Source organism: Mesorhizobium sp. M0815, assembly GCF_040319995.1.
Lineage (GTDB): Bacteria > Pseudomonadota > Alphaproteobacteria > Rhizobiales > Rhizobiaceae > Mesorhizobium.
The window spans coordinates 38697-60378 of sequence record NZ_JAMYOU010000011.1; the positions used below are offsets into that span (position 1 = coordinate 38697).

Here is a 21682-nt window from a genome sequence, read left to right on the forward strand (position 1 = left end):
AAATCCATTTGGGAAAAAAGAGGCGAAGAAAGGGGGAAAGGATGAAAGGCAAGGCCGAAACTAGTTAGCCGGAAAAATAACGGCGTAGCGATTGCTACAGCCGGTTAAAAAGAGTTTACTTTTTCGTACTGCAGGGCATCGCTTTCACAAAGCTTTCATCTGGCTGTCACACGAAAACGATACCGCATCGCAGGCGTCCAACGGCGTCAGTTCAACGGAGAGAACACATGTTCAAATTCACGGGAAAACTGCTTTCCCTTTCGGCCGTCGCCCTGATGGCGACCTCTGCCATCTCGTCGGCCCAGTCCATGGATGAACTGGTCGCCGCAGCCAAGGCGGAAGGCCAGCTCACCACGATCGCGCTGCCGCACAGCTGGTGCGGCTATGGCGACGTCATCGCCGGCTTCAAGGCAAAATATCCGGGGATCACCGTCAACGAACTCAATCCCGATGCCGGCTCCGGCGACGAGATCGAGGCGATCAAGGCCAACAAGGACAATAAAGGCCCGCAGGCGCCTGATGTCATCGACGTCGGCCTGTCTTTCGGCCCGTCCGCCAAGGCAGATAACCTGATCCAACCCTACAAGGTGTCGACCTGGGATACGATCCCTGACAGCGCCAAGGATGCCGATGGCTTCTGGACCGGCGACTACTACGGCGTGCTCGCCTTCGGCGTGAACAAAGCCGTCGTGCAGAACGCGCCACAGGACTGGGCTGACCTGCAGAAGCCGGAATATGCCAACTCGGTGGCGCTCGCCGGTGACCCGCGCACGTCGAACAACGCCGTCATGTCGGTCTACGCCTCGGGCCTCGCGGCTGGTGGTACCGGCGGCCAGGACGCCGCCGCCAAGGGTCTGCAATTCTTCAAGCAGCTCAACGATGCCGGCAACTTCGTGCCGGTCGACGCTGAAGCGGCAGCTGTCGCCCAGGGCACGACGCCGATCGTGATGAACTGGGACTACAACCTGCTTGCCATGCGCGACAAGATGGCCGGCAATCCGGAAATTGAAATCGTCGTGCCAAAGGGAGCGGTGGTCGCAGGCGTCTACGTTCAGGCGATCAGTGCCTATGCGCCGCACCCGAATGCCGCCAAGTTGTGGATGGAGTATCTCTATTCGGACGAAGGCCAGCTCGGTTGGCTGAAGGGCTACTGCCACCCGATCCGCTTCAACGATCTCGCCAAGAAGGGCGTGATCCCGAAGGAGATGCTGGACAAGCTGCCGGCCGCCGAGAACTATGAAAAAGCGGTCTTCCCTACTTTGGAGGAACAGAACGCTGCCAAGAAGGAAATCAGCACGAACTGGGATGCCATCGTTGGCGCCGTCGTGAAGTAATTCATAGGGCGCTGGGCGGTTCGCCGCCCGGCGCCCTATGCCAACTTCGGGAACTCCATGGCAGATTCCACAATGTCCCAGACAGCCAGCGTCAGTCCTGGCGCGCCGGAGATCAGCCGCCTTCGGCTGCCACTGCATTGGTTAGGCGTAACTCCGTTCTTCATTTTCGCGCTGCTCTTTCTGATCTTGCCCACGGTAGGGCTGGTCGCGGGCGCGTTCAAAAATGCAGCTGGCGACTATACGCTCGATAACATCATATCGTTGTCGCAACCCAAGCTCGCGGCGGCCTATTGGGTATCCATTCAGATCAGCTTTGTTTCTGCGATCCTTGGCGCCTTGATCGGCCTGGCAATGGCCGTGGCAGTCGTTCGCGGAGGTTTGCCGTCGTGGTTACGCTCGGCGACCTTGACCTTCTCGGGCGTCGCCTCGAATTTCGCCGGCGTGCCGCTGGCATTCTCGTTCATCGCGACGCTAGGTCGGCTCGGAGTGGCGACAATCCTGTTGCGAGACATTTTCGGCATCAACATCTATTCGCTCGGCTTCAGTATCTTTTCGTTTTGGGGCCTAATCCTCACCTACCTTTATTTCCAGATTCCATTGATGATTGTCATCATCACGCCGGCGGTCGATGGGCTGAAGAAGGAATGGGGTGAAGCTGCCGCCACGCTCGGCGCAAGCAATTGGCAATATTGGCGCATGGTGGTCATCCCGGTCTTATGGCCGAGTTTTCTCGGTACGACGGTCCTCCTCTTTGCCAACGCGTTCGGGGCGGTCGCAACAGCCTATGCACTGACGGGGCCGTCACTCAACATCGTGCCCATCCAGCTGTTCGCGCAGATTCGCGGCGACGTGCTTTACAATCCGAATCTAGGCTACGCGCTTGCATTCGGCATGATAGTCATCACCGGCTTGGCCAACCTCTTCTATATCTTGTTCCAACGGCGAGCCGAGCGGTGGCTGAAATGAAGCAAGGCAGCCGCTTTTGGGCTTGGCTCGTTTTTGGCGTGGGAACCGCCTATTTTGTCCTGCCGCTTTTGGCGACCTTTGAATTCTCCTTGCGTAAGCGGCGCGGGGAATACTCCTTTGACGCCTACCGCTCAGTCTTCGAAGATCCGAATTTCCAGACGACATTTACCTACTCCGTCGTTGTGGCGGTTTTCACCATTCTTTTGGGCGTGCTCCTCGTTGTCCCGACGGCCTACTGGATTCGGCTGCGGCTACCGAATCTGCGGCCGCTCATAGAGTTCATCACTCTGCTGCCGCTGGTTATTCCCGCTATCGTCATCGTCTTCGGCTACATCAGAATGTTCGGTTCGAATTCAACGCTGCCTTTCCTGGCGACAGCGCGCGGCACCGATGTTCTGCTGGTCATCGGCTATGCAGTGCTGGCGCTGCCTTATATGTACCGGGCGGTCGATACCGGTCTCAGGACCATCGACGTCAGAACGCTCACCGAAGCCGCACAAATCCTCGGCGCCGGCTGGACCACCATCATCGCCCGCATCATCCTGCCGAACGTACTGATCGCCGTCTTATCCGGCGCGTTCCTGAGTTTTGCCATCGTCATCGGGGAGTTCACCATGGCCTCGCTGTTGAATCGCCCAGCCTTCGGCCCCTATCTGCAGAACATCGGCGCCAACAGTGCCTATGAGCCGTCGGCACTGGCGATCATTTCGTTCGCCATCACCTGGGGCTGCATGTCGCTGATCCAGATCCTGTCGCGCTTCGCGCCGAAATCGGCAAACCGCCCGAACTGATCGAAAGAAAAAGTCATGGCCGAGCCATTCCTCTCAATACAGCAGGTGCAAAAATCCTTCGGCGCCATCACCGTGGTGCAGGATTTCAACCTCGACGTCGAGCCGGGCGAATTCGTCTCCTTCCTCGGGCCATCGGGCTGCGGCAAGACGACGGTGCTGCGCATGGTCGCCGGCTTCGAGGAGCCGAGCGCCGGCAAGATCGTGGTGGCCGGCAAGGACATCACCCGGCTCAAGCCCAACCAGCGCAATGTCGGCATGGTGTTCCAGGCTTACGCGCTGTTTCCGAATCTGACCGTGGCGCAGAACATCGGCTTCGGGCTGAAGGTCGCGGGCATGCCCAAGCCCGATGCCGACAGGCGCGTTGCCGAGATGCTCGACCTCATCAAGCTGCCGCAGATGGGCGATCGCTATCCCTATCAGCTCTCCGGTGGCCAGCAGCAGCGTATCGCGCTGGCGCGGGCCATCGCGCCGAAGCCGAAGCTCCTGCTGCTCGACGAGCCGTTGTCGGCGCTCGATGCCAAGGTGCGCGTATCGCTGCGCGAGGAAATCCGCTCGATCCAGAAGAAGCTCGGCATCACCACCATCTTCGTCACCCACGATCAGGAAGAGGCGCTGTCGATTTCCGACCGCATCGCTGTGATGTATGGCGGCAAGGCCGAGCAAGTCGGCACGCCGTTCGAGATCTACAACCGGCCGGCAACCAAATTCGTCGCCAATTTCGTCGGCACGCTGAACGTGCTGGAAGGCACGGTCACCGACGCGGCTTCGGGCAAGGTGCGCGTCAACTCGCAAGAGGTCTCGCTCAAGGGCAAGCTCAACGGCTCGAAGTCCGGGGACACGCTGTCGCTGGCGTTGCGGCCCGAGGCGATCTCGCTCGGCCGCCACCCCGGCCGCGACTCCAGCCTTTCGGGCGAAATCGCCGAGGTGCATTTCCTCGGTTCGGTGATCCGGGTGCGCGTCGGCATCGGCGGCAGCACGGTCTCGCTAGACACATTCAACAGCCCGGCAACGCCGCCGCCTGCCGTCGGCGAAAAGGCCGAGATTTCGTTCTCGTCCGGCGACATGCTTGTGCTGCATTGAGGCAGTTCTGGAAAAACTGTTCCACATTTTCCTGGGATCGCCTTCAGGCGATCCGCCAATAGACAGGCGGATTTGCCTCGGCGCGGGCAAAAGAACCGGATCTGCTCAGACCCAAGCTTGGTAGCGTGACAATTGTCGATCGGACGAATATACGGAGGTCGCGACGGTGTGATTTCCTGTGCTCCACATTTAGTCAGGGAATGTTGCAATCGCGGTCAATCTCATGCGTCAAAAGAGACAAGCAGACCGCCAAGGGAAACCCGCTGGGGAGTGAAGATTGATCCTTGAATTGGAATTGTCTGCAGCCGGTTTTGTGACCTGCAGTTTGGGACATTTTGGCTGATGGGCTCCAGCAATTTCCTGGACTCTGAAGACGCTGTGCGCAGGTTGCCTGGTCATCCGGAACAGGCCGACTTGGCGCGCGCAGCGTATTTCCATCAACTGAAATCGATGCCGGCGCGCCGCTATCATGGAAGTGCCGAGTTGCGCCGCAATTTGCCGAAGCAGCTTGGGCGAGCCTTTGATCTCGGGGTGGGCAATGGAACCCTGTCTCTTGCGTCGGCGGCCGATGGATGGCAGGTCACGGCGGTTGAGCCGGACCCTAGCGCGTTGACCGGAACTGATGCGATTCGGGCGCCCGCCAGAAACACCGGTACGCGCATTGATGTCGTCGAAGCCGGTCACCTGGTATCGTTCATTTGTGAAAAGGAAGATCGTGATGTCGGCTAAAGGGGTCGAAGAAGCGCGGCCGATAACAGTCACTGATACCGCGGCTGACATCTACTCGGACAGTCAGTACCTTGCCAACAATCCTGACTGGCATCTGGCCGATACAGCCTGGAAGGCGCGCGAGATCGCAAACATCCTGGAGCGCAACAATGTTGTCTGGCGCGACGCCGTCGAGGTCGGCTGCGGCAGCGGCGGCATCGTCGGCAAATTGGCCGCGCAATATCCGGGCAGACCTATTCATGGATACGATATTTCCGAAGACGCAGCAAAACTCTGGCCGCTGCAAAAGGCGTCTGGCGCGATCTTCCACCACGAGGATTTTCTGGCGACCAAGTCAGTGCATGACCTTGTCATGCTGATCGACGTCTTCGAACATGTCGAAGACTATATGGGCTTTTTGCGGGCACTGCGCCCGCACGGCCGCTATCACGTTTTTCATATTCCTTTGGACCTTCACGTCCAGGGACTGGTTCGGCGAGCTTACATGCACGCACGTCAGAAGGTGGGGCATCTCCATTATTTCACGCGCGAGACCGCGCTTGCGACGCTTGAGGACACGGGTTACACGGTGGTCGATTGGCACTTTACCGACGTGGCGGGCGAAGCCAACGTTTCCACGAGGCCTCTGCGCACCAAATTGCTCAATCCAGTGCGCAAACTGATAGGCAGCGTTGCCCCCGCTACCAGCGCGCTGCTGCTGGGCGGCTTTTCCCTCATGGTGCTCTGCCGGCCGCGCGATGATCCGTCCGCCCCGGCTGCCATGCCCTTGTGAACTTCAGATAGCCGGAGAGAAATCCTGATGACGAATCCCCAACGCGTCCTCGTTACGGGCGGAGCTGGTTTCATAGGCTGGCGGTGCGCGCGAAATCTCGCCAAGGACGGCGCTCGGGTGTTGATCGCCGATAATCTTTCGGTCGGCATGCCGATGCCTGACATGGACGGATGCGAGACGCGGGAGATCGACATCCGCGACAAGAGTGGGATGGTAGAGTTGGCTGAGGGTTTCAAGCCCGACACCATTATCCACCTGGCGGCTATTCACCACATTCCGACATGCGAGCGACAGCGCGCCTATGCGTTGGACGTGAACGTGGTCGGCACCGAAATCGTCCTCGATGCTGCTGAAAAGGCTGGTGTCGGAACGGTCGTGCTGGCGTCCAGCGGCGCGGTGTACGACTGGGTCGATGCCCCGCTCGACGAGGATGCGACCAGGACCTGGCCTTGCGACAACTATGCTCTGTCCAAGCTGACCAATGAAAGCCAGCTTCGTTTCTGGGCCGACAGGACCGGCGGGAGGGGGCGTGTGGCGCGCATCTTCAACACTATCGGCCATGACGACCCCAATGCGCATCTCATTCCCGATATTCTCAACCAGCTCTACAATGCCAAGGGCCAGGCCAGGATCGCATTGGGCAATCTGAAACCGCGGCGCGACTACATCCATGCGGAGGATACCGCTGCCGGGGTGGCGGCTTTGGCCGGCGACACTGGTGAGGCGAGTTTCGATGTCATGAATATCGGTTCCGGCAGGGACGCATCGGTGGAGGAGCTTGTTCGCCTGATCGGAGCGGCGATGAAGGTCGATATCGAGATCGTCGAGGACAAGGCGCGCTTACGCAGGGTCGACCGCGCAACGCAACTGGCCAAGGTGGACAAGATCGGAAATCGAGTTGGCTGGTCCGCCAAGATCGAACTTCCAGCCGCCGTGGCCGATATCGTGCGCGGGTTTCCTTTCAAAAAGGCAGGCTGAGGCATCGAGGGGCGAAGATGATTACCGCGGGCTTCACGCTCATCGGCCGAGGCAACTGGTCAGGTGGGGAGACCTACCTGCGCAACATGCTCGGCGTTATTTCCAGCGAATTGGCCGGGAAGTTGCAGGCCAAGCTGTTCTTAACTCCGGCGCAGGCAGAAAAGATCGGCACATCGATGGATGCTTTCCTGGCCGCGCCGCCGATCGTCGATGCGAAGGTTGCTGATTTTGGCCGCGGTCGCAACGCCATCCGGGCGCTGGCCAGCGGCAGCGACGCCGATGCGGCACGGATACTAAGCCGCGAAGGCGTCGACGTGGTGTTCGAGCCGGCGCAGTTCTACGGCAACCGTTTTCCGATTTCTGTCGTATCGTGGATTCCTGACTTCCAGCACCGACACTTGCCACACCTGTTCTCGCGCTCCATGTGGTGGCGTCGCGATTTGGGATACCGTCTGCAGACGTCCGGCAAACGCATCATCCTGTTGTCGAGCGATGACGCCAGGCGGGACTGCGAGACGTATTATCCCGCAGCACGCGGCAAGACGGCGGTCGTTCGGTTTGCAATCGATCTTGATCCGGCCCCGCATATAGCAAGGCAGGCGGAGGTGATCGCACGGTATGAACTGCCGCAGCGTTATTTCTACCTACCGAACCAGTTCTGGTCGCACAAGAACCATGGGCTTGTGATCAAAGCATTGGCGCACATATCGGCAAATGGCGGGCTTGATAAGGTTGCCCCCGTGATCTTGACCGGGCGAACCGAAGACCCGCGCAATCCCCGACATTTCGACCAGTTGCTGGCTAGCGCCAGGGAGGCCGGCGTGTCGGGTCATTTCCGTCATCTGGGCCTTGTGCCTTACGAGGATGTGTTCGGCCTCAACGCTGCTTCCGATGCTCTCATCAATCCTTCGCTGTTCGAGGGCTGGTCAACCACGGTCGAGGAAGCCAAGGCGCTCGGCACACGGATGCTCCTCTCGGATATCAGCCTTCATCGGGAGCAGGCGCCAAACGCGACGTTCTTTCCGGTCGACGATGCCGTGGCGTTAGCGTCCGCCATGGTCACAATGTCTCAGGGACCGGCGCGAACGCATGAAAAGGCCGAAAAGCTGCGTGCCGATCATGCGGCGCGTCGCCAGATGTATGCGGACGCGCTTCTTGGAGCATTCCAGCGCGCCGCCGCAGTTCGCTGACCGCCCTCAGTCATGATCGAACCGTCCAGGCCCCTGCCGTCGGTCGCTTTTCACGGTTATAACTGGGCATGGCGCTTTTTGAACTGACCCTTGTTCTTCTCCTGGCCGCGGTCGCCCTGACGGCGTTGTCACGGCGTCTGCAGATTCCCTATCCTTCGTTGCTGGCGCTGGCCGGCGCCGGCATAGCCTTCCTGCCGTTTGCACCGACCATCGAGATCGACCCGGAGCTGGCGCTCGCTCTGTTCATCGCGCCGGTGCTGCTCGACGCGGCCTATGACACGTCGCTGCGCGATCTCAACCGCTACAAGGTTTCGCTCATCCTGCTGGCGCTCGGCGCCGTCATCTTTACCACCGTGACCGTGGCATTTGTCGGTTGGACGATGGCAGGCCTGCCCATTGCCGCGGCCATAGCACTTGGGGCGATCGTGGCGCCGCCCGATGCCGTCGCAGCCGCGGCCGTGCTCGGACAGTTCAAGGTGCCGCACCGCATCACCGCCATCCTGGAAGGCGAGAGCCTGCTCAACGACGCCACGGCGCTGTTGATCTACAGGATGTCGGTTTCCGCAGCCGCCGGCTCCATCCTGTTCAGCAGTGCCGTACCAATGATCCTGCTGTCGACGGTTGGCAGCCTTGCCGCAGGCTATGTGCTCGGCCGGTTGTCTCTCGCGATACTCGGCCGCATCGACGACCCGGCGAGCGGCACCGTGGTGCAATTCGCCTCAACGTTCGGCGTCTGGATCCTGGCCGACAGGATAGGGCTTTCCGCCATCATCACGATCGTCGTCTATGCCATGACGATCGCACGTACGTCGCCGCGCCGCATGCCGGCAAGGAATCGTGTCAGTTCCTACTCGGTCTGGGAGACGGCGGTGTTCGTGCTCAATGTCTTGGCCTTCGTTCTGATGGGACTTCAGGCACGGTTGATCGTCGGCCGCCTTGCTGAGCAGGGGCAGGTCGAAGCATTCATCTTCGCCGCAGCCGTGCTGGCTGTCGTCATCGTCTCGCGGCTGGTCTGGGTGCTGGGCTGTGGCGCGATTCTCAGAAGGCTGGCACGTCTGGGCGATGAGGACAGGCGGAGAGACGCTCCGACATTTCGCGGCGGCGTGCTCATCGGCTGGTGCGGCATGCGCGGCCTGGTGACGCTTGCGGCAGCCTTCGCCTTGCCGGCCGATTTTCCCGGCCGCGACCCGATCGTGCTCGCCGCTTTCACTGTCGTGCTCGGCACGCTGGTGCTGCAAGGCGTCAGCCTGAAGCCGTTGCTGCTTCTGCTCAATTTCGACCCCGACCAGACCGTCGACCGGGAGGTCGCGCAGGCGCGCGTCGCCATCATGCAGGCGGCGCTGGACGTGCTGAGCGGCAAGACATCGAGTGCGGCAGGGGCGGTGCGAGAGCAATATGCGGCGCAGCGCGCCATCGCCGAAAACCCGGAGGATGCCCAGGCCGCGACCGAGTATGACAGATTGCGTCTTTATGCCATCAAGAGCCAGCGCGATGCGCTGGAGCGTTTGCGCATCGACGGAACGATCGGCGACGAAGCCTACCACCGCCTTGAGGAAGAAATCGACTGGTCGGAACTGGCAGCATCCCCGCCCGGTCGGTTCCAGCCGCTGACCACTTAAAGCGCGTCGCGTTTGGACAGCCTCTTGCGACGCGCTTTAAGTTTTTGTCTCTATGCATGTCGTTATCCCAAAACCGCTGCGCACTTTTGGGCGACAAGCATTAGCATCTGGCCCAAGCTCCGTCCGCCCGGCTGCACATTGCAAGGCTGTCAGCGAACGGCTACTGCCAGCAGGAAACTGAGCCGGATAAGCAATGAAGCTGGTCAGCTACAACATCCAGTACGGCTTCGGCAGCGATGGCCGCTACGATCTGGCGCGCTGCGCCAAGGTCGTTGCCGGCGCCGACATCATCGCCTTACAGGAAGTGGAGCGGCACTGGTTGCGCAGCAACGAGGACGACCAGCCGGAACTTCTTTCGCAATTGCTGCCCGACTACCATTGGGTCTATGGCCCGGCCTTCGACATGGATGCCAGCCGACGGCGTGAAGGCCGCATCGTCAACCGGCGGCGGCAATTCGGCACCATGCTTCTGTCGAAGCTGCCGATCGCCTGGTCGCGGCTGCACACGCTGCCGCTCAGGCGCACGCTGCGGCCGCTCAACACCCGCAATGCCGCACTCGAGTGCATGATCCGCACCCCTGCCGGCCCGGTGCGGGTGCTGTCGCTGCATCTGGCACATATTGCCGCCGAGGAGCGGCTGGAGCAGATCGAATACCTGCTCGCCGAGCATCACCGGGCGCCGTCCGAGGGCGGGCCATGGAGCGGTGCCGACGATGAGCCGGCGCGCAACTGGAGCAATGGCGAACAGGAGCCGGAAAGCCCGCTGGCGGCGATCTGGATGGGCGACTTCAACATGGAGCCGGGCAGCGCCGAGTACCGCCGCATCGCCGGCAGCGCGCCCTATCATCGCGGTGCCGCCTATCTCGACGGTTTTGTCGATGCCGCCGCCGTCGCCATGGAACCGACAACGGATTTCCATACCCATGTGAAGACCATCGACGGCAGAGTAGCAAAGCGCCGGCTCGACCATTGCTTCGTCGGCGGCATGTTTGCCGGGCGCGTGCGTTCGGTCAGTGCCGATGTCGGCCAAATCGCCTCCGATCATTTTCCGCTCTGGGTCGATATCGACATGGAAGCGCCGGTAGCCACCGGGATCGGCGGCGGATGAGCCGCCGATGAGCCTGTTTGTCTTTTTCGCGGTGCTTGCCGCTGCGGCCATGCATGCGATCTGGAACGCGCTGGTCAAGGTCCATCTCGACCGTTTCCTGTCGATTACGCTGATGACGGCCGGCATGGGTGCCGCCGCGCTGGTGACGTTGCCTTTCGTCGAGGTGCCGAAGCCGGAAGTGTGGCCATACATCCTCGCCTCGGTTGTCTTCCACATGGGCTACAGGACGTTCCTGATCGGTGCCTACAAGGCCGGCGATTTCGCCCAGACCTATCCGCTGGCGCGCGGCACCGCGCCGCTATTGGCTGCTTTGGGGGGCATTGTGGTTGTGGCCGAGATGCCGGCGCCGCTCGCTATCGTCGGCATCGTCTTGTTGTCGGCGGGCACGCTGGTGCTGTCGTTTCGCGGCGGCGCGCATCTGGAGAAGTTGAACCTGCGCGCCGTCGGCTTCGCGCTGGGCACATCGATCTTCATCGCCAGCTATACGCTGTCGGACGGCAGCGGCGCGCGGCTCGCCGCCACCGCGTCGAGTTATGCGGCCTGGCTGTTCGTCTGCGACGCGCTGTGGGCGCTGGTGCTGTGCGTCGTCTTTCGCGGCCCACGGGCGCTGCCGGTGCTGGCGCGCGACTGGAAGGCGGGAATCTATACCGGCGTGCTCAGCGGCGGCGCCTACTGGATCGTGATGTGGGCGATGACCAAGGCGCCGATCGCCTCGGTGGCGTCGCTGCGCGAAACATCGATCCTGTTCGCCATGATGATCTCGGTGTTCGCGCTCGGCGAGAAGATGACGGCATGGCGAGGTGCTGCGGTGCTTAGCATCGTCGCCGGCGTCGTTGCGCTGAGACTGGGATAGTCACGCGATCTCCAGGTCGCACACTATCAGCCCGTCCGTGCCACCTTCGAGCGCCGCGACCAGTCTCGCGCCGGCTCGCTGGTGCGCTTCATGCTCCAGATAGGCATCGCGTGCCGCCGCATCGCGAAAGTCGATGGTGAAGCCGTGCGTGAAGCCGCGGGCGAAGGGTTCTGGGCTGGTGTTGGCGCTGAACTCGACCTTGCCCATGCCGTCGATCACCGGCCGCAACGCTTCGAGATCGCCATGGATTGCCGCGCGCTCGGCGATGGCGACATCGTTGCGGAATCTGACGAAAACACAGTGCCTGATCATTCTTTGTCCCTCATGCCGCTCGGTTGGTGGAAAACACCGCCGGCGGCAGCGGCTCCCGGCCAAGGATCAGATCGGCGCCCTTTTCGCCTACCATGATCGTCGGCGCGTTGGTGTTGGAGGAGGGGATGCGCGGCATCACCGAGGCGTCGCAGACGCGCAGGCCCTCGATGCCGCGCAGCTTGAGATCGGGCGTTACCACGCTCATCGCATCGTGGCCCATGCGGCAGGTGCCGACCGGGTGGTGGTCGGTCTTGGAACTGCGGCAGGCGTAGTCGAACAGTTCGTCGCCGGTCTGCAGGTCGGGTCCCGGTAGTACCTCGCGCAGCACGTAGGGCTGCAGCGCCTTCTGCCGCATGATCTCGCGCGCCAGCCTCAGCCCCTTGATCGACATGTCGCGGTCATAGGGATCGGACCAATAGTTCGGATCGATCAGCGGGCGGTCGGCCGGGTCGGCACTGTTCAGCCGCACCGTGCCGCGCGAGCGCGGTGGCAGGAAGGCCGAGTTCAGTGTCACGCCCGGATTGTTCAGCTTCTCGACGCCGGCCTCGATGCCGGAGCCGAGGCCGAGATGCAGCTGGATATCGGGAGAGGCGGCGGTCGGATCGGCGTACCAGAAGCCGCCGGTCTCGAACAGGCTGGAGGCCACGGGGCCCTTCTTCAGGAGAAGATACTGCAGGCCGGCCCACGCCGTCCAGTGCAGCTTGGCGTAGTTGTCATAGGTGTGGTTGCCGGTGCATTCGGCGATGACGAACAGGTCGAGATGATCCTGCAGATTGGAGCCGACGCCGGGCAAATCGTGCACCGGCGTCACGCCGACCGCCTTCAGATGGTCGGCCGGGCCGATGCCCGACTGCATCAGAAGCTTCGGCGAGCCGATGGCGCCGGACGAGACGATCACCTCGCGTTCGGCGTGCAGGATCGTTGGCTGGCCGCCCGGCTTGTCGACGATCTCGACGCCGACAGCGCGGCCTTTGTCGACGACGATGCGTGTCACCAGAACGCCGGTCCTGATGGTGAGATTCTTGCGCTCGCGGATCGGCCTGAGATAGGCGACCGAGGCGGAGGAGCGTTTTGCGTCCTTCTGCGTCAATTGGTAGTAGCCGACGCCCTCCTGGCTGGCGCCGTTGAAGTCGGGATTAAAGGGAATGCCCATCTCTTGTCCGGCACGGAAATAGGCCTCGCAGATCGGCAGCGGCGCGATCGGGTTCGATACGCCGAGCGGGCCCTGGTCGCCGTGAAAATCGTTGGCATAGCGCTGGTTGTTCTCGGCGCGCTTGAAATAGGGCAGCACGTCGCGATAGCCCCAACCGGCAAGGCCTTCTTCCTTCTCCCAGGCATCGTAGTCGCGTGCGTTGCCGCGCGTGTAGATCTGGGCGTTGATCGAAGAGCCGCCGCCGATCACCTTGGCCTGCGTGTACCGGAAGACGCGATCGTTCATGTACTTTTGCGGCACCGTCGACCAGCCCCAGGCGGCGATGCCCTTGGTCATCTTGGCAAAACCGGCCGGCATGTGGATCAAGGGATGCCAGTCCTTGCCGCCGGCTTCGAGCAGCAGCACCTGATGCGACGGATCTTCGCTCAGCCGATTGGCGAGTACGCAGCCGGCCGGGCCGGCGCCGACAATTATGTAGTCAGTCATGGGATGTAGTCGATCATGGCGTCACCTGTTCATAGCCTCGGCACGGACAGCGCGCCGTCGACATTGATGACCGAGCCGGTCGAAAAGCCGAGCTTGCCCCCGGCGAGCGCCGCCACGGCGGCACCGATATCCTTGCTCTCGCCCCAGCGCATTGCCGGCACCAGGCCGCCGTCGATCAATCCGTCATATTTGGCGGTGACACCCGCGGTCATGTCGGTGCGGATGATGCCCGGCCGCACTTCGAACACGGCGATGTTTTCGGCGGCAAGCCGCAGCGCCAGGTTCTTCACCCACATCGAAAGCCCGGCCTTGGAAATGCAGTAATCGGAGCGTTCCGGCGAGGCCATGGCGGCACTGACCGAAGTGATGGTGATGATCGACCTCGCACCATCGCTCGGCAGGTCGAGCATCGCTTTGGCAACGGCCTGGCTGAGGAATACGGTGCCGCGCAGATTGATGCTGAGCACCCGGTCGAAATTTTCCGGCTTGAGTTCAAGCAGGTCGCCGCGCAGGACGGTTCCGATGCCAGCATTGTTGACCAGGCAGTCGATGCGGCCGAAGGCGCATGTCGCGGCATCGATCAGCGCTGCATGGTCGTCGAGGTCGGCGATGTCGCCGCTGACATAGGCGAACTTCGCGCCGCGCCCGGTGATGTCGGCGGCGAGCCCGTCGGCGGCTTCGTTGGCAAGGTCGGCGACGAGGATGTCGAAGCCGGCGCTGGCCAGCGCCTCGGCGCAGGCAAGGCCGATGCCGCGCGCGCCGCCGGTGACGATCGCTGCCGGGCGGCTCATGTTGCGAGCTCCGTCTTGCGGATGTGGTCGGCGACGCGCAGCGCCTGTGCGGCGATCGACAGCGCCGGATTGACGGCGGCCGAATTCGGCAGGAAGCCGGCATCGACGACGAACAAATTGCTGTGGTCGAAGGAGCGGCAGAATGGGTCGAGCGGCGAGGTCGCCGGGTCATTGCCCATCTTCACCGTGCCGCACTGGTGCGAGGGCGTGCGCTTGTCGAACGGCCGCGACAGGACGATCGGATAGCCGCAGGCGCGGAAATTCTCGCGCATCACCTTGGTCAGCCCGTCGAGCGACTGCATGTTGGAGCGCCGCCACTGCATGACGATGTCCTTGCCGTCGACCATGATGCGGCTCTCGGGATCGGGCAGGTCCTCGCACATCAGATACCAGTCGACGGCGCGGCCGGCCATGAAATCGAGCGCGAATTTGGGCGCGCGCCTGACATTGGCCTTGAGGATGTTGCCGTCGATCTTGCCGAGGAGTTGGACATTGCCGAGCGGCTTGCCGCCCTTGCCGTCGGACAGATAATAGTCGTTCAGCATCAGCGTCTTCTGGTAGACGGATTTGTTCCGGCGGCGCGGATCGATCGCCAGCATGGCGCTCGAATTGTGGTTCATGAAGTTGCGGCCGACCTGGTCGGAGCGGTTGGCCAGGCCTTTGCCGCCGCCTTTGCCGTTGGGGGAAGGCGAACGCAGCAGGATGGCGGCGGAATTGACCGCGCCGGCCGACAGGATGACCAGCTTCGGCGCGACGCTCTTCAGCGTACCGTTCTGTCGATAATGGACGGCGGCGATCGTCCTGGCGTCCGGCGATGCTTCGAGATGTTCGACATGCGCGCCGGTCTCGAGCTTGATGTTCTGGTCGGCAAGGGCCGACGCCAGCGGCCCCGTTTGCGCGTCGACCTTGCCGGCGCCGGTGTTGGGAAACGCATCCCACGGCGTGCTGCCGTCTTTCAGCCAGGCTTCGATGTCGACGCCGAGCGGCAGCGATGCCGGATGCAGGCCCAGGCTCTTCAACTCGGCGCGCGCACGCGCGATAGGCGGCTCGTCGGGTACCGGGCCGAAAGGGTAGGGCGTCGAGTGGAACGGCTCGGTCGGGTCTTCGCCGAGCGCACCACGCACGCGAAAAAGCTGCTCGGCCCTGGAATACCAGGGTTCGAATTCCTCATAGGAAAACGGCCAGGCCGGCGAGATGCCGCCATAGTGCTCCATCTCCGAAAAGTCTTGCCTGCGGTAGCGGATCAGCACCGCGCCGTAGAATTTCGAATTGCCGCCGACATAGTAGTAATTGCCAGGGTTGAACGCGGCACCCCCGGCCTCGAGCCACATCTCCTTCGGCCGGTAGTGGCCATCGACGAAGATGGCGCGGGTGTCGCGTGTATGCGGCGTCGCCGGCAGCGGTTCGCCGCGCTCCAGCATCAGGATCGAGGCGCCACCGCCGGCAAGGCCGGAAGCGATCGTGGCGCCGCCTATGCCGGAGCCGATGATGACGATATCTGGATTTGTCATGGCCGTCAGACGATGCGTCTCTCGGTCGCCGGATCGAAGAACACCGCCTTGGTCAGGTTGAAGGCGAGCGGCGTGACCGTGCCGGGCTGGATGTTGGCGTCGGCGCGCAGCCGCGCCACCACCGCCTTGCCGCCGAGATTGGTGACCGCGAACGTATCCGAGCCGGCCGGCTCGATGACCTCGATGTGACAGTCGGCGCGGGCGATGTTCGAGGCGTTGCGTTCGGCCCCTTCGGGATCGGTCAGTGCTTCCGGGCGGACGCCGAAGATGATCGGTTTTCCCTGGAACGCCGACAGGCCGGCCGGCGCATTGGCCAGCGGCAGCGAGATCGGCTGGCGCGCCTCGCGCTCCATGACGACGGAGAAGCCGCTGCCGTTGCTGCCGATCGTCGCCGGGATCAGGTTCATCGCCGGCGAGCCCATGAAGTCAGCAACAAACAGGTTGACCGGATTGTTATAGATTTCGGCCGGCGTACCGAACTGCTGCACCTCGCCGTCGCGCATCACCGCGATCTTGGTGGCCAGCGTCATCGCCTCGATCTGGTCGTGCGTGACGTAGACGATGGTGGTGCCGGTGGTGGCGTGCAGGCGCTTGATCTCGATGCGCATGTCGACGCGCAGCTTGGCGTCGAGGTTGGACAAAGGCTCGTCGAACAGGAACAGCTTTGGATCGCGCACCAGTGCCCGGCCCATGGCGACGCGCTGGCGCTGGCCGCCGGAAAGCTGGCTTGGCTTGCGCTTCAGCAAATGGCCGATCTGCAGGACCTTCGCCACCTTGTCGATGGCCTTCTGGCGCTCGTCGGCCGGCACGCCGCGCATCTCCATGCCGAAGGCGATATTGCCGGCGACCGTCATGTTCGGATAGAGCGCGTAGCTCTGGAAGACCATCGCGATGTCGCGCTTGGAGGGGTGGAGATCGTTGATCGTGCGTCCGTCGACGCGGATTTCGCCTTCGGTGATGGTCTCCAGGCCGGCAATGGTGTTGAGCAGCGTGGACTTGCCGCAACCGGAGGGCCCGACCAGCACGAGAAAGCCGCCCTTTTCGAGGTCGAGATCGATGCCTTTCAGGATCTCGACCGCTCCGAAACGCTTCTTCAACCCGTCAATTTCCAGAAAAGCCATGCGATTATCCTTTGACGGCGCCGGCCATCAGGCCGCGCACGAAATAGCGGCCGGCGAGCACATAGACGAGGAGCGTCGGCAGCGCGGCGATCATCGCCGCCGCCATGTTGACGTTGTATTCGACGACGCCGGTCGAGGTGTTGACGACGTTGTTCAGCGCCACGGTCATCGGCATCACGTCGCCGGAGCCGGCATAGGCGGAGGCAAAGAGGAAGTCGTTCCAGATATTGGTGAACTGGTAGATCACCGTCACCACGATGATCGGCAGCGAGTTGGGCAGCATGATGCGCCGGAAGATCTGGAAGAAGCTGGCGCCGTCGATCTGCGCCGCCTTCACCAATTCATTCGGAAACGCTTCGTAGTAATTGCGGAAGAACAGGGTGGTGAAGCCGATGCCGTAGACGACGTGGACGAACACCAGGTTCACCGTCGGATTGCCGAAGCCGAAGGTGAGGCCGGTCGCGTTCTGCAGTTTGACGCCGAACCGGCCGAAGCTGCCGAGGATCGTTGCCATCGGCAAGAGAACCGATTGGAACGGGATGAAGCAGGCAAACAGCATCAGCCCGAACACCAGCGTCGCCCCGCGAAAGCGCCACTTCGTCAGCACATAGCCGTTGAGCGCGCCGAGCAGGGTCGAGATGACGACCGCTGGAACCACCATCTTGATCGAGTTCCAGAAATAACCCTTCATGCCGACGCAGGTGAGACCCGAGCAGACCTCGCTCCACGCCCTTATCCAGGGTGCGAAAGTCGGCGCTTGCGGCAGCGCCAGCATGTTGCCGTTCTGGATTTCGTCCATGGTCTTGAACGAGGTCACCAGCATGACGAATAGCGGCATCAGGTAGAACAGCGCGAACAGCGCCAGCAGCCCGTAGATGACGATGCGGTTGACCGTCCTGGCGCGGATACCGCCAGTGTTCTGGCGAGCAGGAGTGGCCACGGCGCTCATCGCGGCTTCTCCCGGAGCTCGGAATAGAGATAGGGAACGATGATCGCGGTGATGGTCATCAGCATGATCACGGCGCTGGCCGAGCCGACGGCCATTTCGTTGCGCTTGAAGGTGTACTCATACATGAAGTTCGACGGCAGCCAAGCCGAGCCGCCCGGCCCGCCGCTGGTCAGCGCGACGACCAGATCGTAGGACTTGATGGCGAGATGCGCGAGCACGATCAACGCCGAAAGGAAGATCGGCCGCAGCAGCGGAATGACGATGCGGCGGTAGAGCTGGAAGGTGGTGGCGCCGTCGATCTGCGCCGCCTTCATGATCTCGCCGTCGATCCCGCGCAGGCCGGCCAGGAACATCGCCATGATAAAGCCCGAAGCCTGCCAGACGCCGGCGATGACCACCGTGTAGATGACGAAATCCTTGTTCTTGATCCAGTCGAAATGGAAGCTCGTCCAGCCCCACTGGTGCAACGTCTGCTCGAGGCCGAGGCCGGGGTCGAGAAACCATTTCCAGGCAACGCCGGTGACGATGAAGGACAGTGCCATGGGGTAGAGATAGATCGGCCGCAACATGCCTTCGCCGCGGATCTTCTGATCAAGCAGGATCGCCAGGAACAGGCCGAGTGCCAAGCAGATGGAAATATAGAGGAAGCCGAAAATCCCCATATTGGTGATCGACGTGTACCAGCTGGACGGCGGATCGCTTTCGAAGGTCCAGCGCCATAGCCGCTGATAGGCGCGTGGCCCGGTGATGGCGTAGGAGGGAAAGGTCTTGGAGTTGGTGAAGGACAGATAGATCGTCCACAGGATGAAGCCGTAGACGAAGACGACGGAGGCGGCAAAGCTTGGCGCTAGCACGAGCTTCGGCAGCGCGTCCTGAAGGCGCGAGCGCACAGAGGCGCCCGGACGGGCATCGTGCTCCGGCGTCAGCGTGATACTGGTTTCAGCAACTGTACTCATCTGTCCATTCCGTATGGCGGGTCCGGAATTCGGCTGTCGCGGGCTCTGCGGCACGAAAGCGTGCCGGTCGGCGCAACCGCAAAACCTCGCCGCAGGGAAATCTCCCCGGCTTGCGCCGGGGAGATCATTCACATCGGCGGTGCCTTACTTGGCGTCTTCGATCGCGCTGACCAGTTGGGTCACGGCCTCGTCCGAGGTCTTGATCTGGCCGTGCACGAACTTCGAGACGACATCCTTGTAGGCGTTGGCAACCGCCGGAGGCGCGCCATAGCCTTGCGCCAGCGAACCGAACAGCGTGCCGCCTTCATTGGCGGCCTTCAAATCGGCCATGCCCTTCTTGCCGCAAGCGTCGAAATCGGTGTCCGGCACGTCGGTGCGGGCCGGAACAGAGCCCTTGACGACGTTGAAGGCCGACTGGAAGCTCTTCGACAGAGTGGCGGTGGCCAAGGCGATCTGGGCGGCCTTGCGGTCCTCCGGAACGTTGAACATGCCGAACATGTCGGAGTTGTAGACGACGCTGCCATCGGTGCCGGGGAAGCGGTAGCACAGGAAGTCGGTGCCGGGGACCTTCTTGGCGGCGTTGAATTCGCCCTTGGCCCAGTCACCCATCACCTGCACCAACGCATCGCCCTTGATGACCATGGCGGTGGCGAGGTTCCAGTCCCGGCCCGAGAAGTTCGGGTCGACATAGGTGACGAGCTTGGCGAGATTGTCGAACGACTTCTTCATCGTGTCGGACTTCAGCGACTCCTCGTCGAGGTCGTTGAAGGCCTTCTTGTAGAACTCGGGCCCGCCGGTCGACAGCACGACCGAGTCGAACATGGTGGCTTCCTGCCAATTCTGGCCGCCCAGCGCGAGCGGGATGACGCCCGCCGCCTTGGCTTTGTCGAGCAGCGCGATGAAGTCGTCGAAGGTCTTGGGCTCGGTGCCGCCGATCTTGTCCATCACCGCCTTGTTGATCCACAGCCAGTTGACCGAGTGGACGTTGACCGGGGCCGCGACCCACTTGCCGTCATAGACCGAGAATTTCTGCAGGGCCGCGGGAACGGACTTGTCCCAGCCTTCCTTTATCGCCGTCTCGGTCAGGTCGCCCATGACGCCGGCTGCGGCGTAGTCGAGCACGGTATAGCCAAGCATCTGCGAGGCGGTCGGGTAGTTGCCGGCCGCCACCATCGCCTTCAGCGCGGTCATGGCGGCGTCGCCGCCGCCGCCGGCCACCGGCACGTCCTTCCAGGCAAAGCCTTCCTTGGCCAGATCCTGCTTGAGCACGTTCAGAGCGGCAGCTTCGCCGCCCGACGTCCACCAATGCAGCATCTGGACTTCCTTGACGTCCTCGGCATGGGCCGCGAACGCAACGCCCGACGCGAGTGCCGTCCCGATAAGCAGTTTGCGCAACATGTACTTCCTCCCTTGTTGAACTTACAACGACCGGCGGATGGCCACCGGGTTCTTCCCAACTCAGCCGACCCACCATCCGGTGCGCTGGCCGCGATGAAACTGGATTGTCTTTTCCTCGGTATAATCCTCGACGGCGCGCTTGCCGAGTTCGCGTCCCAAACCGGACTGCTTGTAGCCGCCGAAAGGCAGTTCGGGGTAACCCTCCATGAACGTGTTCATCCAAACGGTTCCCGAACGCACATTCCGCGCCACCGACATGCACGTATCGATGCTGGCGCTCCACACGCCCGCCGACAGACCATAGGGCGTGTTGTTGGCGATGTGCAACGCCCTTTCAATCGATTCAAAAGTCAGCACCGAGAGCACCGGACCGAACACTTCCTCGCGCGCAATGGCCATGTCTTCGGTGACGTCGCGAATGATGGTCGGGTCGAGATACTGGCCGGCGCTGGAAGCAAGTTGCTTGCCGCCAGTATAAATCCGGCTGCCGTCGTTTTCCGCTGCCGTCACGTAGCCGGTGACCTTGGCCACATGGTCGGCGGAGATCATCGCGCCAACCTTGGTGCGGTCGTCGAGCGGGTCGCCGACAACCACCTTGGCGGTGAGGGCTTTGACGGCGCCGAGGAACTCGTCGGCGATCGCCTCATGGACGATCAGCCGGCTGCCGGCATTGCAACATTCGCCGGCATTGAAGAAGCCGCCGAATACCGCCGCGTCGGCGGCGGCCTCGAGGTCGGCGTCGGGAAAGACGATCTGGCCGTTCTTGCCGCCGAGCTCCATCGAGACTTTCTTCAGCGAGTTGGCGGCAGACGCCATGGTCATCTTGCCGACGCGGGTGGAGCCGGTGAACGACACCATTTCGACCAGCGGATGGCTGACCATCGGTGCGCCGACATCGGCGCCCAGCCCGGCAAGGATGTTGACGACGCCATCGGGCAAGCCGGCCTGCATCAGGATCTCGCCGAGCACGAAGGTCGAGGCCGAGGTCATCTCGCTCGGCTTGACCACCGCCGTGCAGCCGGCGGCGAGCGCGAAGGGCAGTTTCTGGCTGACGATAAGGAACGGGAAATTCCACGGCGTGATGATCGAGACGACGCCGATCGGTTCGCGCAGCACGACACCGAGCATGGCATCGCCGAGATTGGCGTAGCTTTCGCCGTGAAGCGTGCGGGCGAGTGCCGCAGCATAGCGCCAGATGTCGATGGCGCCGCCGATCTCGCCGCGCGCCTGGGCAATCGGCTTGCCGGATTCCAGCGCGTCGAGCCGGGCAATCTCGTCCAGTCGCGCCTCGATCAGGCCAGCCGTCTTGAGCAGGATCGCGGCGCGCTCGGCGGCTTTCATGCGCGGCCACGGGCCGGTCTCGAAGGCCTTGTGCGCGGCCTGTACCGCCGCCTCGACGTCCGCCGCGCCGGCTTGCGCATAGCGCGAAACGGTGAAGCCGTGGCCGGGGCTGCTGCGCTCCAGCGTGCGGCCGTCCTGGGCATCGACGAACTTGCCGTCGATCAGCAGCCGGTAGCTTTTCGGCGCTGCGGCTGCCTCGGCGGGCATAGTGATGTTAAGAGGCGCGTTCATGTGAGTTTCAGGT

20 protein-coding genes are annotated in these 21682 nt (G+C 62.5%); 11 read left to right on the forward strand and 9 right to left on the reverse strand.

Going from position 1 to position 21682, the window contains the following annotated elements; translation table 11 throughout:
• Positions 1-227 precede the first annotated feature (227 nt).
• The 11 genes from NKI01_RS14455 (at position 228) to NKI01_RS14505 (ending at position 11420) form a co-directional block, all read left to right on the forward strand.
• Positions 228-1334 carry an ABC transporter substrate-binding protein gene (locus tag NKI01_RS14455; protein ID WP_023719042.1) on the forward strand — a complete coding sequence of 369 codons (1107 nt, stop codon included), beginning with the start codon at positions 228-230 and terminating at the stop codon, positions 1332-1334.
• A gap of 72 nt (positions 1335-1406) precedes the next feature.
• On the forward strand, positions 1407-2300 hold the full coding sequence (locus NKI01_RS14460; RefSeq protein WP_352963650.1) for an ABC transporter permease: 894 nt from the start codon (positions 1407-1409) through the stop codon (positions 2298-2300).
• Complete coding sequence (locus NKI01_RS14465) at positions 2297-3091, forward strand: ABC transporter permease (protein ID WP_352494691.1); 795 nt, start codon at positions 2297-2299, stop codon at positions 3089-3091. The genes NKI01_RS14460 and NKI01_RS14465 overlap by 4 nt, the downstream gene beginning before the upstream one ends.
• Before the next feature lie 15 nt (positions 3092-3106).
• Positions 3107-4171, forward strand: coding sequence for an ABC transporter ATP-binding protein (locus tag NKI01_RS14470; protein ID WP_352963652.1), 1065 nt, complete (start codon positions 3107-3109; stop codon positions 4169-4171).
• Positions 4172-4513: 342 nt separating this feature from the next.
• Positions 4514-4900 (forward strand): class I SAM-dependent methyltransferase, encoded by a 387-nt coding sequence (locus NKI01_RS14475; RefSeq protein ID WP_023719046.1) that lies wholly within the window; start codon positions 4514-4516, stop codon positions 4898-4900.
• Positions 4836-5672: a class I SAM-dependent methyltransferase gene (locus tag NKI01_RS14480; protein WP_198030481.1), complete on the forward strand. Its 837-nt coding sequence runs from the start codon at positions 4836-4838 to the stop codon at positions 5670-5672. The genes NKI01_RS14475 and NKI01_RS14480 overlap by 65 nt, the downstream gene beginning before the upstream one ends.
• Before the next feature lie 27 nt (positions 5673-5699).
• Positions 5700-6650, forward strand: a complete 951-nt coding sequence (locus NKI01_RS14485; protein ID WP_352494692.1) for an NAD-dependent epimerase/dehydratase family protein — start codon at positions 5700-5702, stop codon at positions 6648-6650.
• Between the two features lie 17 nt (positions 6651-6667).
• Entirely contained in the window at positions 6668-7840 is a 1173-nt protein-coding gene (locus NKI01_RS14490) for a glycosyltransferase family 4 protein (protein WP_352856958.1), read from the forward strand.
• A gap of 68 nt (positions 7841-7908) precedes the next feature.
• The gene (locus NKI01_RS14495) at positions 7909-9459 is read left to right on the forward strand and encodes a cation:proton antiporter (protein WP_352494694.1); all 1551 of its coding nucleotides are present in this window, start codon (positions 7909-7911) and stop codon (positions 9457-9459) included.
• 193 nt (positions 9460-9652) lie between these two features.
• Positions 9653-10567 (forward strand): endonuclease/exonuclease/phosphatase family protein, encoded by a 915-nt coding sequence (locus NKI01_RS14500; RefSeq protein WP_352494695.1) that lies wholly within the window; start codon positions 9653-9655, stop codon positions 10565-10567.
• Between the two features lie 7 nt (positions 10568-10574).
• Entirely contained in the window at positions 10575-11420 is an 846-nt protein-coding gene (locus NKI01_RS14505; RefSeq protein WP_023719051.1) for an EamA family transporter, read from the forward strand.
• Here NKI01_RS14505 and NKI01_RS14510 read toward each other — a convergent pair whose 3' ends face one another.
• The 9 genes from NKI01_RS14510 to NKI01_RS14550 form a co-directional block, all read right to left on the reverse strand.
• On the reverse strand, positions 11421-11732 hold the full coding sequence (locus tag NKI01_RS14510; RefSeq protein WP_023719052.1) for a Dabb family protein: 312 nt from the start codon (positions 11730-11732) through the stop codon (positions 11421-11423).
• A gap of 10 nt (positions 11733-11742) precedes the next feature.
• Positions 11743-13371 (reverse strand): GMC family oxidoreductase, encoded by a 1629-nt coding sequence (locus NKI01_RS14515; protein WP_023719053.1) that lies wholly within the window; start codon positions 13369-13371, stop codon positions 11743-11745.
• Positions 13372-13400: 29 nt separating this feature from the next.
• Complete coding sequence (locus NKI01_RS14520; protein WP_352963655.1) at positions 13401-14162, reverse strand: 3-ketoacyl-ACP reductase; 762 nt, start codon at positions 14160-14162, stop codon at positions 13401-13403.
• Entirely contained in the window at positions 14159-15673 is a 1515-nt protein-coding gene (locus tag NKI01_RS14525) for a GMC oxidoreductase (RefSeq protein WP_352481921.1), read from the reverse strand. Before NKI01_RS14525 ends, NKI01_RS14520 begins: the two co-directional genes overlap by 4 nt.
• Positions 15674-15678: 5 nt before the next feature.
• Complete coding sequence (locus NKI01_RS14530; RefSeq protein WP_023719056.1) at positions 15679-16794, reverse strand: ABC transporter ATP-binding protein; 1116 nt, start codon at positions 16792-16794, stop codon at positions 15679-15681.
• Between the two features lie 4 nt (positions 16795-16798).
• On the reverse strand, positions 16799-17743 hold the full coding sequence (locus tag NKI01_RS14535) for a carbohydrate ABC transporter permease (RefSeq protein WP_023719057.1): 945 nt from the start codon (positions 17741-17743) through the stop codon (positions 16799-16801).
• Entirely contained in the window at positions 17740-18699 is a 960-nt protein-coding gene (locus NKI01_RS14540) for a carbohydrate ABC transporter permease (RefSeq protein ID WP_023719058.1), read from the reverse strand. The genes NKI01_RS14535 and NKI01_RS14540 overlap by 4 nt, the downstream gene beginning before the upstream one ends.
• A gap of 144 nt (positions 18700-18843) precedes the next feature.
• Positions 18844-20097 carry an ABC transporter substrate-binding protein gene (locus NKI01_RS14545; protein WP_031194023.1) on the reverse strand — a complete coding sequence of 418 codons (1254 nt, stop codon included), beginning with the start codon at positions 20095-20097 and terminating at the stop codon, positions 18844-18846.
• A 60-nt stretch (positions 20098-20157) separates the two neighbouring features.
• Positions 20158-21669: an aldehyde dehydrogenase family protein gene (locus tag NKI01_RS14550; protein WP_023719059.1), complete on the reverse strand. Its 1512-nt coding sequence runs from the start codon at positions 21667-21669 to the stop codon at positions 20158-20160.
• Positions 21670-21682 lie beyond the last annotated feature (13 nt).